This window comes from Acidimicrobiia bacterium (assembly GCA_030584185.1).
Classification (GTDB): domain Bacteria; phylum Actinomycetota; class Acidimicrobiia; order Spongiisociales; family UBA11373.
In genome coordinates this window covers 961,836-976,944 of the sequence record CP129495.1, presented here as the reverse complement: position 1 = coordinate 976,944, position 15,109 = coordinate 961,836, and the positions used below count along the sequence as shown (strand labels likewise).

Below are 15,109 nucleotides of genomic sequence, written 5' to 3'. Positions count from 1 at the left end.
CAAGGAGCCAGCCGGTGCCGTCGGCCGTGACAATGCTGATCGTGGGTGCGGTGTGCGCGGTGATCCTGGCTACGACGGGCCAGACCGTGGCAGCGGAGCGGCAGGTACTCGCTCAGATCGACGAGGCGGGGACCAGGTCCATAGTCATAACGGACCCGCAAGGGGCGGCAGGACTGACGCAAGAGGCAGTGACTCGAATCGGCAGCCTTTCGACCGTGGAGTGGGTGTTCGGGTTGGGGCCAGCGTTCGATGTGAGGCCGGTGGGCGTCCCTGGGGGGCGGCCGGCACCGGCACGGGTGCTCTATGGCGAGGTCCCGACGGCGATCTCGCTGTTCGCATGGGATCGAGAGCCGGGCACTGTCGTCGTTGGAACCGAGGCGCAGGCCGTGATGGGTCTACAGCTCCCCGCTGGCGGCGTGGCAGCCGCAGAAGGAGCAGGTCTGGCTGTGGTTGGGCGGTTCGAAGCCGACGATCCGGTGGCATTCTTGAATAGGTCTCTCCTGGTCGCAACCGATCCGTCGGATCCGAGCGCGGTCGTCAGATCGATCTACGTGTTGGCGGAGAGTCCAGAGGTCGTGGCTTCTGTGACGCAGGCAGTTCTCGCGGTGCTGGGGCCCGAGGATCCGAATCTCGTGGTCGTGCAGACCTCGGAGGATCTGGCTCGGATTCGCGCTGCGGTGCAAGGCGAACTGGGTGAGTACGGCCGAGATCTGGTCCTCAGTGTGCTGGGTGCAGGACTGGTTCTGGTGTCGCTGAACATGCATGGAGCGACCACGTCCCGCCGGCGCGACTTCGGGCGGCGCCGCGCTCTGGGCGCAGGCCGCGGAACGATCATGGGACTCGTGACCCTCCAGACCGCAGTCACCGGGTCGCTCGGCGCGCTCCTGGGATCGGCGATCGGCAGTGGAATCGCATGGCGTCTCACCGGCGATGCACCCGATCCGACCTTCGTACTCGCGGTGGCGGTGCTGGCGGTTCTCGCCGCGGTGACGGCAGCCCTTCCCCCGGCCGTAGTGGCCGCCCGGCGTGACCCTGTTCGTGTTCTACGTGTGCCATAGAGCCGAGCGGCTTCGACTCCAAAGTCACCGTTCGTACCAGCGAACTGGAATCCTCTTCGTCCTCACAGGTGCAGGATGGGACTGAGCGCGAATCTCCTGCTCCAGAGTGTCTGGGCGGATCGACCGAGTGGTTGGACGCGTCGAAGTCTCGAAGGGGGTCGATGGGTGCGACGTATGCCTGGTCGAGGGTCGGGTGGTGTTGCGCTGCGGCAGGCGGTGAGCCAGGCGATGCCGAAGCGGTCGACTTGCTCATTCGTGGCGGGGGTCGAGGGGTTCGGATGCTGCCCGGTCGAGGGCGGTTGCTCGACGCCCATCGTGCCTGCCCGATGCCTGTCATCGGTTACCCTTTGCCGCCACGCCGGAGTAGCTCAGGGGTAGAGCAGCTCACTCGTAATGAGCAGGTCCGGGGTTCAAATCCCCGCTCCGGCTCCGAGGCCACCGAGGAGCCCGATGGCCGACAGGGCCAAGTTCGAAGACGACGTCATGGAGTACCTGCCGCAGCTGTACACGGCGGCGGTGCGAATGACGCGCAATCCCACCGATGCCGAAGACGTGCTCCAGGAGGCTCTCCTCAAAGCCTTTCGCGGGTATCACACCTTCGAGGCGGGCACCAACCTGAAGGCATGGCTGTACCGGATCCTGACCAACACCTTCATCAACCGGTACCGGAGGGCGGCTCGCCGTCCGGACGAGGTGGAGCTGGGCGAGCTGGAGGACCTCTACCTGTTCAAGCGGCTCGGGCAGGAGGGGAGCACCGGTGGCGCCAGCCGCTCGGCCGAGGACGAAGCGCTGGAACGGATCGTCGACGAGGACATCAAGGCCGCCGTCGAGGATCTGCCCGAGAACTTCCGCATCCCCGTGCTGCTAGCCGACGTCGACGGCTTCTCCTACAGGGAGATCGCCGAGATCATGGGCGTTCCGATCGGTACCGTGATGTCGCGCCTGCACCGCGGAAGAAAAGCCCTGCAGGTGGCGTTGTGGAAGTTCGCCAGCCAACGTGAGGGCACCGGCACATGAATTGCGGCGAAGCCAAGGCCCATCTCTACACTTTCCTCGACGGCGAGACGTCTATCTACCGTCGTTGGAAGATCAGGCGTCACCTGCGGGCATGCCCGCCATGTGAGCATGGGTTCGTGTTCGAGCGTAAGCTCAAGGTGCGTGTCGCCGAAGGGTGCCGGGAAGAGATCCCCCGGGAACTGGAGCAGCGCCTTCGGGCGTTTCTTCGGATACAAGACGACGGGACCGAGGGGTGAGACCATGTCGGAGATAATCAAGGGGAATCGAGTCCAGGCGAGGACCAGGGCGCCGAAGCAGCTCGACGAGGGGCGCGTCTGCCTCCACGAGGGCTGTGAGACCCTGCTCTCGCGCTACAACAAGAGGACCTTCTGTTACGCCCACGCTCCGACGCGGTTCCCCCGACTGCGGGGTCGGGTCGTTCCCGAGTCCTGAGCCTGGCCCGAGACGGCCGTTGAGCCCCGACCCGAGCGAGCGGCGGTTCCCGTCGGCCGGGGTATCCTGACGCCGATGTCACGGCTCATCCGTCTCCTGGCTCTGATCTCACTACTCCTCACTCTGGCGATGGCACCCGCACTCGCCCAGGAGACGGTCCCGCCGGGTGACGGGCCGGCGGTGGTGGTGGACGAGGGTGCGCCGCCTCCGAGCGAAGCCGACTGGACCTTTCGTTTCCTCATCCCCACCGTTCTCCTCGTGAGCGGCCTCGTGGTCGCCGGGGTAGTCGTCGGGTACGGGGTACGCGTGCGGGGCCGTTACCGCGTCGTGCGGTGAGCGCCGTCGATTGGCCGCTGGCCGCCCGGGTCGCCCGGCGGCTGGCCGGCGACCATCCCCTGGAGGGCACCTATCACTTCGCGGCATTGGATCGTCGCGCTCCCGAGTTGGTGGAACGGGCGGCCGCCCTCACCTCCGCCGAGACCGGACTCGACTGGGCCGGCGACCCCGCCGTCCGCCTGGTGACACGGGCTGAGTGGGCTGAGGCGAACCTGGCTTCCTTCGGACGGCTGCTCGGTCCCGCCGAGAGCAAGCTGGCGTCACCCGGCCGGCGCGGCATCGGGGCCCGGCTCGCCGGACGCCTGCTCGGGGCCGAGGTGGGCGCCCTGGTGGGGGTCCTGGCCAAGCGGGTCCTCGGGCAGTACGAGTTGGTCGTCCCGGTTGAGGGTGAGGAGTCGGGCGACGTCATCCTCCTCGTGGGGGCCAACCTGCTGCACATGGAGCGGCAGCACGAGTTCCGTCCCGAGGAGTTCCGGTTCTGGGTGGTGCTCCACGAGTGCACCCACCGGCTCCAATTCACCGGCGTTCCCTGGCTTCGCCAGCACTTCCTGTCGCTCGTGGAGGGACTCGTGGAGTCCGCCGAACCGGAGGAAGGCCGCATGCAGCGGCTCCGTGACGAGATGCGTCGTGCGGGGCGCGAGGGGAGGCCCGTCGTCGGCGAGACGGGGCTGATGGGCCTGCTGGCATCCCCTGGGCAGCGTCTTCTCATCGACCAGGTGCAGGCCCTGATGTCGCTTCTCGAAGGCCATGGCCATGTCGTCATGGACCGGATCGGCGCCCGGGAGCTGGTGGGGCTCGACCGCATGTCGCGCGTCCTCAAGCAGCGCCGCAACGACCCGAGGACCGCCGCCTTCTTCCGGCTGACCGGGCTGGAGATGAAGATGAAGCAGTACGAGCTGGGGGAGCGCTTCATCCTGGGGGTGGAGCGAAAGGCCGGCTTCGGCGCCCTCGACGCCGTTTGGAGCGGCCCCGAGGCATTGCCCACGCTCGACGAGGTCCGGAACCCGGAGCGATGGCTGGCTCGGGTGGCTTGACCCCCTTCGCCCTGCGGGACCTGGTGCTCCGCCAGGTGCCTCCCGGGCCATCCATCGTGGCGCTCAGCGGCGGAGCCGACAGCGTGTTCCTGGCCTGGGCGGTCGCGGAGCGACCTCCTGTGCGGGCGGTCACCGTCGATCACCGCCTGCCCGCATCGGCATCGCTGGTCGAGGCGGCCGTCAAGGCCGCAGCACACCTCGGGCTGGAGCATGCCGTGATCCCCGCCGGTCCGGCGTCCCCCACCGAGTCGGACCTGCGTCGAGTGCGTCTGGAGGCCCTGGAAATCGATGCCGCCTCCGACGAGTGGATCCTGACCGGGCACACCGGCGACGATCAGGCGGAGACCGTCCTCGGCAATCTGCTGAGGGGCGCCGGCTCCGCCGGGCTGGCCGGGGTCCCGGTGCGAAGGGGCCGCTTCGTCCGTCCGATGCTCGCTCTCGGCCGTGCCGAGGTGCGGGCGGCCGTCGAGGCCCTGGGGCTGCCCTTCGTCGACGACCCGATGAACCTCGACATGGGGATCCGCCGCAACCGGCTCCGGTTGGAGACGATTCCGATGCTGGAGGAGGCCTACAACCGGCGCCTTCGCCAGGCCCTGATGCGAACCGGCGCCCTGCTTGCCGCCGACGACGCCCTCATCGACGCCCGTGCCGCCGCCGTGCCCCTGCGCCGGGACGAGGAGGCGGTCCTGATCCCGGCATCCGCCCTGTCGCTGCTCCCGGGCCCCATCGCATCGCGGGTGGTGCGTCGCGCCCTGCGGCTGCTCGCCGGCCCACACGGCGGTGTGGCTCGGGCCGTGGAGACGGTGCTGGCGGTGGCTGCCGGGGATCCGGGAGGCGAGGTTCCCGGCGGGCTCTCGGTCCGCCGGGAGGGCCCGTTCGTGGCGCTGGCAGGCCCGCCTCCCGATCCGCCGGGACCGGTGTCGTTGCCGGTTCCCGGTGTGGCCCGCTTCGGCCCATGGACCGTGGAGACGGGCTCGGGAGGGGTGGCGGTGCCGGTCTCGGGACCGATCACCATCCGGGCATCCCGGCCCGGCGACCGGGTGGCGATCGTCGGGGGGCACAAGTCGGTCGTCGAAGCCCTGCGGGAGGCCGGGGTGCCGCCCCGGCTGCGGAGCCGATGGCCGGTCGTGGAGGAGTCTGGGAGAATCGCCTGGGTGGTCGGGGTCCGGGTTTCAAGCGACGGCGGAAGAAGGGTCATGATGCGGGCGAAGAAGGAGAGAGGATGAGGGTGGGCCCGGTGCTGCTCGACGAGCAGCGGATCGCCAGCAGGGTGGCCGAGATGGGCGAGCAGATCACCGCCGACTACGCCGGACGGGATCTGCTCCTGGTGGCGGTCCTCAAGGGGGCCTTCATGATCGTGGCCGACCTCGCCCGGCAGATCCGCCTTCCGCTCGACATCGACTTCATGGCGGTCTCGTCCTACGGGCATGCCACGACCACCTCGGGGGTGGTGCGCATCCTCAAGGATCTGGACGCCGAGATCGCCGGACGCCACGTTCTCATCGTCGAGGACATCATCGACTCCGGCCTCACCCTGGACTACCTGCGCCGGAATCTCGAGGTGCGAGAGCCGGCATCCGTCGAGATCGCCACCCTCCTGCTGAAGACGGGCATCCAGCGGGTGCCCCTCGACGTGCGCTATGTCGGGTTCGAGATCCCCGCCGATTTCGTCATCGGTTACGGGCTCGACCTGTACGGGAAGATGCGCAACCTGCCGCATGTGGCGTTGATGGTCGACGACGGCGCCCCCTGACCGCCTCGGGGGGCGGTCTCCGATCTAGGCCCCCCGCCGGGATAGCATGTGGACCCTGTCGATCGCCCCGCCCGGGGCCGGAGGTGACGCGCCTTGAGCCGCACGGTGAGGACCGCCCTGGTCTACCTCCTCGTGATCACCGTCGCCATCATGCTGGTGAACACCTTCGTGTCCTCGGCCACCGCCCCCGAGGAGCTGTCCCTCGACCAGTTCACGTCCAAGGTGGTCTCCGGCGAGGTCGCCGAGGTGGTGATCAAGCAGAAGTCGAACGTCGCCGAGGGCACCCTCACCGACGGCACCTCCTTCGAGACCGGGTTCCCCGACGGGTACGAGGGCGACCTCACCGCCCTGCTGCTGGAGAACGGGATCAAGGTCGAGTCGGAGGCGGAGAACCCGGGGATGTTGGAGTGGTTCCTGGGGACGATCCTGCCCTACCTGCTCATCTTCGGGGTGTTCATCTTCATCCTGATGCAGATGCAGGGCGGCGGGAACCGCGTCATGGCCTTCGGCAAGGCCAAGGCCAAGCAGGTGAGCCGGGACATGCCCAAGGTGACCTTCAAGGATGTCGCCGGGGCCGAGGAGGCGGTCGAGGAGCTCCAGGAGATCAAGGATTTCCTCGCCAAGCCGCAGAAGTTCCGGGCGATGGGGGCCAAGATCCCCAAGGGTGTGCTTCTCTACGGGCCCCCCGGGACCGGCAAGACCCTGCTCGCCAGGGCCGTGGCCGGCGAGGCGGGCGTGCCGTTCTTCTCCATCTCCGGGTCCGACTTCGTGGAGATGTTCGTCGGCGTCGGCGCCAGCCGGGTGCGCGACCTCTTCGAGCAGGCCAAGGCGCAGGCTCCGGCGATCATCTTCGTGGACGAGATCGATGCGGTGGGCCGGCATCGCGGCGCCGGCCTCGGCGGCGGCCACGACGAGCGAGAGCAGACCCTCAACCAGCTCCTGGTCGAGATGGACGGGTTCGACGTCAAGACAGGCGTGATCCTGATCGCCGCCACCAACCGGCCCGACATCCTGGATCCCGCCCTGCTCCGCCCCGGCCGGTTCGATCGGCAGATCGTCGTCGATCGACCCGACATCAAGGGTCGGCGCGCCATCCTCGACGTCCACGCTCGCGGCAAGCCGCTCGCCGACGATCTCGACCTCGACTCCCTGGCCCGGTCCACCCCCGGGTTCACCGGCGCCGACCTGGCCAACACCATCAACGAGGCCGCCCTGCTCGCCGCCCGGCGGAATCGCGACACGATCGGGATGGCCGAACTCGACGAGGCGGTGGATCGGGTGATCGCCGGGCCGGAGAGGCGCAGCCGGGTCATGACCGAAGAGGACAAGCGGATCACCGCCTACCACGAGGGCGGGCACGCCCTGGTCGGCTTCGCCCTGCCCAACACCGATCCGATTCACAAGGTGACGATCATCCCCCGTGGCCGCGCCGGCGGCTACACGATGGCCGTGCCCCACGAGGACCGAAACTACATGCGGCGCAGCGAGATGGTCGACAAGCTGGCGATGATGCTCGGGGGACGCTCCGCCGAAGAGCTGGTGTTCATCGATCCCACCACCGGCGCCGCCAACGACATCGAGCAGGCGACGACGCTGGCCCGGCGGATGGTGATGGAGTACGGCATGAGCGATCGTGTGGGGCCGATGACCTACGGCAGTCCGGATGCCGAGGTGTTCCTGGGCCGCGACTACGCCCGTCACCAGGAGTACTCGGCAGAGGTGGCCACACTGATCGACGAGGAGATCCGCAACCTGATCAGCCAGGCCCACGACGAGGCCCACACCATCCTCACCACCCATCGCCAGGCGCTGGACCGCCTGGCCGAGGCCCTGATCGAACGCGAGACGCTCGATGCCGCCGAGGTCGCCGAGGTGCTCCACGACGTACCCAAGTGGGAGCACGCCTCCAACGGGAAGATGCGCATCCAGGCTCCCGAAGGGGTGACCGCCGAGTCGGGTGTCGCCGCCCTGATGGCCTCCACCGACGAGATCGGGAGATCCTGACCTTCTCCTTCGTCTTTCGGCCGGTTCGCTGGGAGGTGGGCGGCGGCGTTCTCGGCAACGCCGACCACACGCTGGTCATGGGGGTGGTCAACGTGACCCCCGACTCCTTCTCCGACGGCGGAGACCACTTCGACCCCGAGGCTGCGGTTCGTCGCGGCTTGGAGATGTGGTCTCAGGGGGTGGACATGGTGGACGTGGGCGGTGAGAGCACCCGTCCCGGAGCGGAGGGGGTCGACGCCGACGAGGAGGCGAGGCGGGTCCTCCCGGTCGTGACCGCCCTGGCCTCCGCCGGTGTGGTGGTCTCGGTGGACACCTCCAAGGCGGAGGTGGCCGCCGCGGCGCTCGAAGCCGGGGCGGCGGTGATCAACGACGTCACCGCCCTGGGCGATCCGGCCATGGCGGAGATCGTGGCCGGCGCCGGGGCGGGCCTGATCCTGATGCACATGAGGGGAACGCCGCGCACCATGCAGTCCGAGCCCCGCTACGACGACGTTGTGGAGGAGGTCCGAGCCGACCTGTTGCGACGGGCCGGTGCGGCGATTGCTGCCGGGGTCGCCGAGGCCGCCATCTGTCTCGATCCGGGGATCGGATTCGGGAAGGACCTGGAGCACAACCTGGTGCTTCTCACCAACGGTGTCGCCGCCCTGGCGGACTCCGGACACCCGGTTCTGGTCGGGGCCTCGAGGAAGTCGTTCATCGATCGGGTGATCGGCGGTGTGCCTCCACGGGAGCGCGACCCGGCCACGGTGGCCGCCCACACCATGGCTATCGCCTCCGGGGCCACGATGATCAGGGTCCATGACACACTCGGCGGGCTCCGTGCGGCCCGGGTGGCCGACGCTATCGTCAGGGGCGCCAAATGATGACGACCGGGCTCGAACCCCGCGAATTCACCTGGGTGATCGCCCGCCGCCTGGCCGTCTCCGAGAGGATCGGAGGCTACGGCTTCCAGCATCGCCGGGTGCGTCGCGAAGAGGAGATCGCCTGGCTGCGGGCCACCGGGGTGAACGCAGTGCTCACCCTGCTCGAGGGCAACCAGAACATCGCCGCCTACGAGGAGGCGGGCATGGTGGCGGTCAACGAGCCGTTGGTGGAGCTCACGCCGGCCGGAGTGCTGCGCGTGCTGGCAACCATGTCCTCGCTGCTGTCCGATCCGCATCGGGTGCTGCTGTTGCACCGCGACATCGTCGACGACACCCTCGCCGGGGTGCTTGCCGGTTTCCTGGTCCACTCCGGCAAGGTGGCCGACCCCATAGCCGCCACCGTGCTCATCCAGGAGATCCTGAAGCGACCGCTGGGCCCGGAGGCGAGGGCGATCATCCCGATGACGACGGGAGCCTGAGTCGCTGGTCGCCATCGGCCTCGGCTCGAACCTCGGCGCTCGGAGGGGCCACCTGATCGGCGCCGTCGACGCCCTCGCCACGCTGGGCCGGATCGAGGCGGTGTCGTCGCTGTGGGAGACCGCCCCGGTGGGCCCGGTGCCGCAGGGGGAGTATCTGAATGCGGTGGTCCTGCTCGACACCGTGCGGGGGCCGCGACCACTGCTGGAGGCCTGCCTGGGGATCGAGGTCGCCGCCGGGCGGGTGCGGCGTGAGCGATGGGGGCCGCGGTCGCTGGACCTCGACCTGCTCCTCTACGGCGACGCCGCCATCGACGTTCCGGGCCTGCGTGTTCCCCATCCCAGGCTCGGCGAACGCCGTTTCGTGCTGGCCCCGCTGGCCGAGGTGTGGCCCGAGGCACAGATCCCGGGCCATGGGCCCGTCGGTACCCTGCTCGATGGGGTCGCCGCCCAGGAGTGCCGACGGGTGCCCGGGGAGTGGTGGTCGCCGGACGGGGGCGGATCCTCGCTAGATTCGTCGACATGAGCCTCCTCGACCACTCCCAGATCGTCATCAACCAGAAGGCCAAGCTCGTCGAGCTGACCAACGAGTACCTGATCCGCGACACCGAGGGCAACGAGATCGGGGTGATCCGTCAGGAGGGCCAGTCGACGCTGAAGAAGGTGGCCCGGTTTGTCTCCAGCCTCGACCAGTTCATGACCCATACCCTCTCGGTGTACGACGCCGACGGGAACAAGGTGCTGGGCCTTACCCGCCCCCGCAAGTTCATGAAGTCGTCGCTAGAGGTGTCAGACGGCGCCGGCAGCCAGGTGGGCACCATCCAGCAGCAGAACGTTTTCGGCAAGATCCGCTTCGGGCTGCACGACGCCACCGGTCAGAAGATCGGGGAGATCCAGGCGGAGAACTGGCGGGCCTGGAACTTCGCCATCGTCGACGCCGCCGGGACCGAGGTCGGGCGGATCACCAAGACGTGGGAGGGCCTCGCCAAGACCCTGTTCACCACCGCCGACAATTACCTTCTGGATGTCTCCCCACAGGCGACCGGGGCGCTGCGGCTGCTGGCATTCGCCTCGGCGGCGGGCGTGGACACGGCACTCAAGCAGGACTCGCGCGGCCTCTCCTGAGGTGCCGGCGGCCCGGCACCTCGGCCACGCCCCGTAGACTGATGGGCGTCCGGTACCCCCGAGGACTGGAACACGCATGGATCTGATCCTGGTCGGGCCGGGCAGGGCCGGCCTCGCCGTCGCCCTGGCCGCCGCCTCCGCCGAGCATCGAATCGTCGGCGTGCTGGCGCGCCGACGCGATGCGGCCGCCGCGGCGGCGTCCCGGCTGGAGTCGGCGGTGCTGGAGTGGGACCGGCCGCTTCCCGGCGCCGACCTGCTGCTGATCGGGGTGCGCGACGACGCCATCACCACCGTGGCGCGGCGCCTTGCCGGGCGGGAGGGGGCGGTGTCGGGGGCGGCGCACCTCTCCGGCTTCACCCCCGTCGATGCCCTGGGTCCGCTCTCGGTGCCCATCGCCTCGTTCCACCCGCTGCAGACCCTGCCCACCCCGGAGGTCGGGGCGGCCCGGCTGGCCGGGGCCTGGGTGGCGGTGACCAGCGACGACGACATGCTGGCCGATCGCCTCTTCGCCTTCGCCGCCTCGCTCGGAGCCCGTCCCTTCGACCTCGCCGACCGGGCCAAGCCGCTGTATCACGCCGCCGCCGTCGCCGCCGCCAACTTTCCGGTGGCGTCGTGGGAGATGTCGCGCCGCCTGTTCGCCGCCGCCGGGGTCGAGTTCGCCGCGGCTGCGCCCCTGATCCAGGCGATCACCGCCAACACACTCGACCTCGGCCCGGAGGCCGCCCTCACCGGCCCGATCGCCCGGGGCGACGTGGGCACGGTGCGAGCCCAGGTGGAGGCGGTGCGCGCCGCCCTGCCCGAGTTCGCAGCGCACTTCGACGCCGCGGTGCGTGCCGTCGCCCAGGTTGCGGGCACCTCTGAGGAGATCGAGGAGGCGCTGGGATGATCGTGGTTGCCACCTTCGCCGAAGCACGGCGGGCACGCCGGGGTCGGGTCGGTTTGGTTCCCACGATGGGATTCCTCCACGAGGGTCACCTGGCCTGTGCTGCCGCCATCAGGCCCGCATGCGACACGCTGATGATGAGCATCTTCGTCAACCCGCTCCAGTTCGACCGTCCCGCCGACCTGGAGCGGTACCCGCGCGACCTGGAGCGTGACGTCGAACTGGCCCGGCGCGCCGGCGTCGACGTGGTGTTCGCCCCCGCCTCCGCGGAGATGTACCCCCGTACTCCGCTGACACGGGTACGGGTCGCCGAGGTATCGGAGGGCATGGAGGGTGCCCGCCGCCCCGGTCACTTCGAGGGTGTGGCCACCGTGGTGACCAAGCTGTTCGCCGGGCTGCGTTCCGAAGTCGCCGCCTTCGGCAAGAAGGATGCCCAGCAACTGGCGGTGGTGCGCCGGCTCGTCGCCGACCTGTCGTTTCCGGTGGAGATCGTCGGTGTCCCGACGGTGCGCGAGCCGGACGGCCTCGCCCTGTCCAGCCGCAACCTGTTCATCGAGGACCGCCAGGCGGCACTCGGGCTCTCCCGAGGTCTGTTCGCCGCCGCCGATGCCGCCGCCGCCGGGGAGCGTTCGGCGGCCGCGCTGGAGAGCCTGGCCGGAGAGGCCGTCGCCGTCGCCGGCGCCGTCGTCGAGTACGCCACCCTGGCGGATGCCGCCACCGCCCGCCCCATCGACAGGCTCGACCGCACCGCCTTCCTCGCCGTGGCCGCCACCGTCGGCCCGGTGCGCCTCATCGACAACATCGTCCTCGAGCCGGACGGGTCGTCCGACAGGGGGTCCCGGCTCGAGGGGCCCTCGATGATGGGAGGGGCATGATGCTGGTGGCGATCGACGTCGGGAACACACAGACGGTCATGGGTCTGTTCGACGGGGAGCGGCTGATCGACTCGTGGCGTCTGTCCACGGTGCGCGATCGCACCGCCGACGAGTACAAGCTGTTCTTCGCCGGGTTGATGCGTCAAGACGGGCACCGACTGGAGGACGTCGACGGCGTGGCTCTCTCCGCAGTCGTGCCGGCGGCGAAGGCGGCGATGATCGAGGTGGCCGAGGATCTGGTCGACGGCCACCTGGTGGTGGTCGGGCCTGGGGTGCGCACCGGGATGCCGATCAACATCGACAACCCGCGCGAGGTCGGGGCCGACCGGGTGGTGAACTCGGTGGCGGCGGCCCATCGCTACGGGACACCGGTGCTCTCGGTGGACTTCGGCACCTCCACCAACATGGACGCCGTGGACGCCTCCGGGGCCTACGTCGGGGGTGCCATCGCCCCGGGGCTGGAGGTCTCGCTCAACGCCCTGATCTCGGCGACGGCGGCGCTTCGCCGGGTCGACCTCGAGCCTCCGGAGTCGGCGATCGGGAAGAACACGGTGGAGGCGATCCAGAGCGGGCTCGTCTACGGGCATGCCGGGCTGGTGGACGGCCTCGTGGAGCGGCTGCTCGCCGAGCTGGGCGACGGCGCCGCGGTCGTGGCCACCGGGGGTCTCGCCTCTACCATCGTCCCCCACTGCCGCACCGTGGAGATCGTGGACGCCAACCTCACCCTCGACGGCCTGCGCCTCATCTACGAGATGAACGCCGGCCATGTCTGAAGCCGGCGACCTGGAGGAGCACCGGCTCACCGCGGCGCGTCTCGCCAAGGTGGATGCCCTGCGCCAGGCCGGGGTGGAGCCCTACCCGGTGCGGTTCGAGAGGTCGGCCACCACCGCCGAGGTCCGTGATCGGTTCGGGGACCTCGCCGCCGGCTCCGCGACCGGCGAGCGGGTGACGGTCGCCGGCCGGGTGATGAACCTGCGCCATGTGGGACGCCTCGCCTTCGCCGTGCTGCGTGACGGCGACGGCGACCTGCAGATGTTCGCCGAGGCCGACACCATGGGGGATCGATTCGATGCCTTCGTCGAACTCGATGCCGGCGACTGGGTGGGCGCCTCGGGTGAGGTGATCACCACCCGGCGGGGCGAGCTCAGCGTCCGGGTGGAGGAGCTCACCCTGCTGTCCAAGGGCCTGCGGCCGCTCCCCGAGAAGTGGCACGGGCTGCAGGATGTGGAGAAGCGCCACCGGCAGCGCTACCTCGACCTGATCGTCACCGAGGAGGCCCGCCGGGTCATGCGGTCCCGGGTGGCGGTGGTCGACTCGATCCGTCGTTCCCTGGTGGACCGGGGCTTCCTGGAGGTGGAGACACCGGTGCTGCACGCGGTGCCCTCGGGGGGGCTGGCACGGCCGTTCGTCACCCACCACGACGCCCTGGGCCAGGACATGTTCCTCCGGATCGCCCTCGAGTTGCACCTGAAGCGCCTGATCGTGGGCGGGGCGGAGCGGGTGTTCGAGATCGGCCGGGTGTTCCGCAACGAGGGGATCTCGACCCGGCACAACCCCGAGTTCACCATGCTCGAGGTGTATCAGGCGCTGGCCGACTACGGGGACATGGCCGACCTCACCGAGGCCCTGGTGGTGGAGTCGGCGCAGCGCTTGGTCGGCACCACCGAGATCGTCCATCAGGGTCGGGAGATGTCGCTGGCTGCGCCGTGGCGACGGGTCGACTACGTGGGGGCGGTGTCGGAGGCGACCGGCGCCGAGTGGGATCCGGAGATGCCGGCGGCCGATGCCGCCCGCCTCGCCGGGTCGGCCGGGGTGAAGGCCGAGCCGGGGTGGGGCACAGGACGGCTCATCGCCGAGGTGTTCGAGGAGCGCGTGGAGCCCACCCTGTGGGAGCCGACCGTGGTCATGGACTTCCCCGAGGAGATCTCGCCGCTGGCGCGCCGGCATCGCTCCCGCCCCGGCCTGACCGAGCGATTCGAGGTGATCGTCGCCGGGGCCGAGTTGGCCAACGCCTTCTCCGAGCTCAACGACCCGGTGGAGCAGCGTCGCCGGTTCGAGGCGCAGGCCGCCGCTCGGGCGGCAGGGGATCACGAGGCGCATCCGATGGACGAGGGCTTCTTGCGGGCGCTGGAGTACGGGATGCCTCCGACCGGGGGGATGGGGATGGGGATCGACCGCCTGGTGATGCTGCTCACCGACCAGGCTTCGATCCGCGAGGTGCTGCTCTTCCCCCATCTGCGTTCTGAGGGCTGAGCGATTTTCGGACGGGGTTACCATTGCTCCAGGCGATGGAGCTCGCCGGAACCGCCGCATGGCTGATGGCTCCTACACGAGACCACGGCCATGCCCATCACCAAACCTCCCACCCCACGCCTGCTCGCCCTGGTCCTCGCCGGGGGTGCCGTCGGTTCTTCGATCCGTCTCGGTGTGGTGAGCCTGCTTCCGTCCGACGGGTTCCCCTGGGGGGTGCTGGCGGTGAACCTGGCCGGTGCTGCTGTGGTCGGCGCCATGATCCCGAGGCTGCGCGGCAGGCGGGGGGCGATGGCCTTCTGGGTGGTGGGTGTCGGGGGCGCGGCCACGACCTTTTCGGCGCTGACCGTCGACGCCGTGACCATGTGGGAGGCGGGTAGGGCGGCGACGACGGTGTGGTATCTCACTCTCTCCGTGCTGGGTGGTGTGGTGGCCGCCGCCGTCGGGATCCGAACCCGGAGGTGGCGATGACCACGCTGGTGGCGGTGGCCGCCGGTGCGGTGGGAGCGGTCCTCCGGCTGGTGGCCGTGGGGGCGGTGCAGCGGCGCCTGGAGACGGAGTGGCCGTGGGGTACCGCCCTGGTCAACGTGGTCGGTTCGTTCGGGATGGGAGTGGTGGTCGGGGTGGACCTGGGGGCGATGGCCACGGCGCTGCTTGCCGGGGCCCTTGCCGGGTTCACCACGTTTTCCACCTGGACGGTGGAGGCGACCCTGCTGTGGGTGGAGGGTCATGGCGGGGCGCACCGGGCGGTGGTCGACCTGGTGGTGCCGCTCGCCTCCGGGCTGAGTGCCGCCGCTGCCGGGCTCGCCCTGGGTGGGGTTCTGTAAGGGGGGGCCGATCGGGGAGAGGTCAGGGGTCCCGAGGGACACCTGTTGAAACTTCGCTGTCGATGGTGAGGTGTCGATCGGTGGGGATGCTGCCGTGAATGTCGAGCGTTCGCTCGGGGCTGACGCGTGTGTCGAGTTTGTCGCGTGTCAGGATTCTTGAGACGGGTCATGGTTTG

17 protein-coding genes, 1 tRNA gene, 1 pseudogene and 1 riboswitch are annotated in these 15,109 nt (G+C 69.7%); all 19 genes and pseudogenes read left to right on the top strand.

The genetic code is table 11. The annotated features are described in order from the left end of the window. The first annotated feature begins 14 nt into the window (after positions 1-14). The 19 genes and pseudogenes from QY307_04970 (at position 15) to QY307_04880 (ending at position 14,933) form a co-directional block, all read left to right on the top strand. A complete protein-coding gene (locus tag QY307_04970; protein WKZ83594.1) occupies positions 15-1,058 on the top strand; it encodes an ABC transporter permease in 1,044 nt (347 codons plus the stop codon). Between the two features lie 357 nt (positions 1,059-1,415). Then, positions 1,416-1,487 (top strand) — tRNA-Thr (locus QY307_04965). Between the two features lie 21 nt (positions 1,488-1,508). Continuing rightward, positions 1,509-2,075: a sigma-70 family RNA polymerase sigma factor gene (locus QY307_04960; GenBank protein ID WKZ83593.1), complete on the top strand. Its 567-nt coding sequence runs from the start codon at positions 1,509-1,511 to the stop codon at positions 2,073-2,075. A 240-nt stretch (positions 2,076-2,315) separates the two neighbouring features. Beyond that, positions 2,316-2,507, top strand: a complete 192-nt coding sequence (locus QY307_04955; GenBank protein WKZ83592.1) for a hypothetical protein — start codon at positions 2,316-2,318, stop codon at positions 2,505-2,507. A 75-nt stretch (positions 2,508-2,582) separates the two neighbouring features. Beyond that, positions 2,583-2,843 (top strand): hypothetical protein, encoded by a 261-nt coding sequence (locus QY307_04950; protein WKZ83591.1) that lies wholly within the window; start codon positions 2,583-2,585, stop codon positions 2,841-2,843. Continuing rightward, entirely contained in the window at positions 2,840-3,877 is a 1,038-nt protein-coding gene (locus QY307_04945; protein WKZ83590.1) for a zinc-dependent metalloprotease, read from the top strand. The genes QY307_04950 and QY307_04945 overlap by 4 nt, the downstream gene beginning before the upstream one ends. Further along, the gene (gene tilS, locus QY307_04940) at positions 3,874-5,103 is read left to right on the top strand and encodes a tRNA lysidine(34) synthetase TilS (protein ID WKZ83589.1); all 1,230 of its coding nucleotides are present in this window, start codon (positions 3,874-3,876) and stop codon (positions 5,101-5,103) included. Before QY307_04945 ends, tilS begins: the two co-directional genes overlap by 4 nt. Continuing rightward, the gene (gene hpt / locus QY307_04935) at positions 5,100-5,630 is read left to right on the top strand and encodes a hypoxanthine phosphoribosyltransferase (protein ID WKZ83588.1); all 531 of its coding nucleotides are present in this window, start codon (positions 5,100-5,102) and stop codon (positions 5,628-5,630) included. The genes tilS and hpt overlap by 4 nt, the downstream gene beginning before the upstream one ends. Before the next feature lie 93 nt (positions 5,631-5,723). Then, positions 5,724-7,634: an ATP-dependent zinc metalloprotease FtsH gene (gene ftsH / locus QY307_04930; protein ID WKZ83587.1), complete on the top strand. Its 1,911-nt coding sequence runs from the start codon at positions 5,724-5,726 to the stop codon at positions 7,632-7,634. A gap of 35 nt (positions 7,635-7,669) precedes the next feature. Beyond that, on the top strand, positions 7,670-8,497 hold the full coding sequence (folP, locus tag QY307_04925) for a dihydropteroate synthase (protein WKZ83586.1): 828 nt from the start codon (positions 7,670-7,672) through the stop codon (positions 8,495-8,497). After that, positions 8,494-8,976, top strand: a complete 483-nt coding sequence (locus QY307_04920; protein WKZ83585.1) for a hypothetical protein — start codon at positions 8,494-8,496, stop codon at positions 8,974-8,976. The genes folP and QY307_04920 overlap by 4 nt, the downstream gene beginning before the upstream one ends. Before the next feature lie 13 nt (positions 8,977-8,989). Beyond that, a complete protein-coding gene (folK, locus tag QY307_04915) occupies positions 8,990-9,499 on the top strand; it encodes a 2-amino-4-hydroxy-6-hydroxymethyldihydropteridine diphosphokinase (GenBank protein ID WKZ83761.1) in 510 nt (169 codons plus the stop codon). Between the two features lie 20 nt (positions 9,500-9,519). Beyond that, positions 9,520-10,098: pseudogene (locus QY307_04910) on the top strand (phospholipid scramblase-related protein). Between the two features lie 76 nt (positions 10,099-10,174). Next, on the top strand, positions 10,175-10,984 hold the full coding sequence (locus QY307_04905) for a DUF2520 domain-containing protein (GenBank protein WKZ83584.1): 810 nt from the start codon (positions 10,175-10,177) through the stop codon (positions 10,982-10,984). After that, positions 10,981-11,856 carry a pantoate--beta-alanine ligase gene (gene panC / locus QY307_04900; protein ID WKZ83583.1) on the top strand — a complete coding sequence of 292 codons (876 nt, stop codon included), beginning with the start codon at positions 10,981-10,983 and terminating at the stop codon, positions 11,854-11,856. Before QY307_04905 ends, panC begins: the two co-directional genes overlap by 4 nt. Next, complete coding sequence (locus QY307_04895) at positions 11,856-12,629, top strand: type III pantothenate kinase (protein WKZ83760.1); 774 nt, start codon at positions 11,856-11,858, stop codon at positions 12,627-12,629. Before panC ends, QY307_04895 begins: the two co-directional genes overlap by 1 nt. After that, positions 12,622-14,109 carry a lysine--tRNA ligase gene (gene lysS, locus QY307_04890; protein WKZ83582.1) on the top strand — a complete coding sequence of 496 codons (1,488 nt, stop codon included), beginning with the start codon at positions 12,622-12,624 and terminating at the stop codon, positions 14,107-14,109. The genes QY307_04895 and lysS overlap by 8 nt, the downstream gene beginning before the upstream one ends. A gap of 22 nt (positions 14,110-14,131) precedes the next feature. Beyond that, positions 14,132-14,191, top strand: a riboswitch (Fluoride riboswitch). Positions 14,192-14,199: 8 nt separating this feature from the next. Further along, a complete protein-coding gene (locus tag QY307_04885; protein WKZ83581.1) occupies positions 14,200-14,577 on the top strand; it encodes a CrcB family protein in 378 nt (125 codons plus the stop codon). Further along, positions 14,574-14,933 carry a CrcB family protein gene (locus QY307_04880; protein ID WKZ83580.1) on the top strand — a complete coding sequence of 120 codons (360 nt, stop codon included), beginning with the start codon at positions 14,574-14,576 and terminating at the stop codon, positions 14,931-14,933. The genes QY307_04885 and QY307_04880 overlap by 4 nt, the downstream gene beginning before the upstream one ends. Positions 14,934-15,109 lie beyond the last annotated feature (176 nt).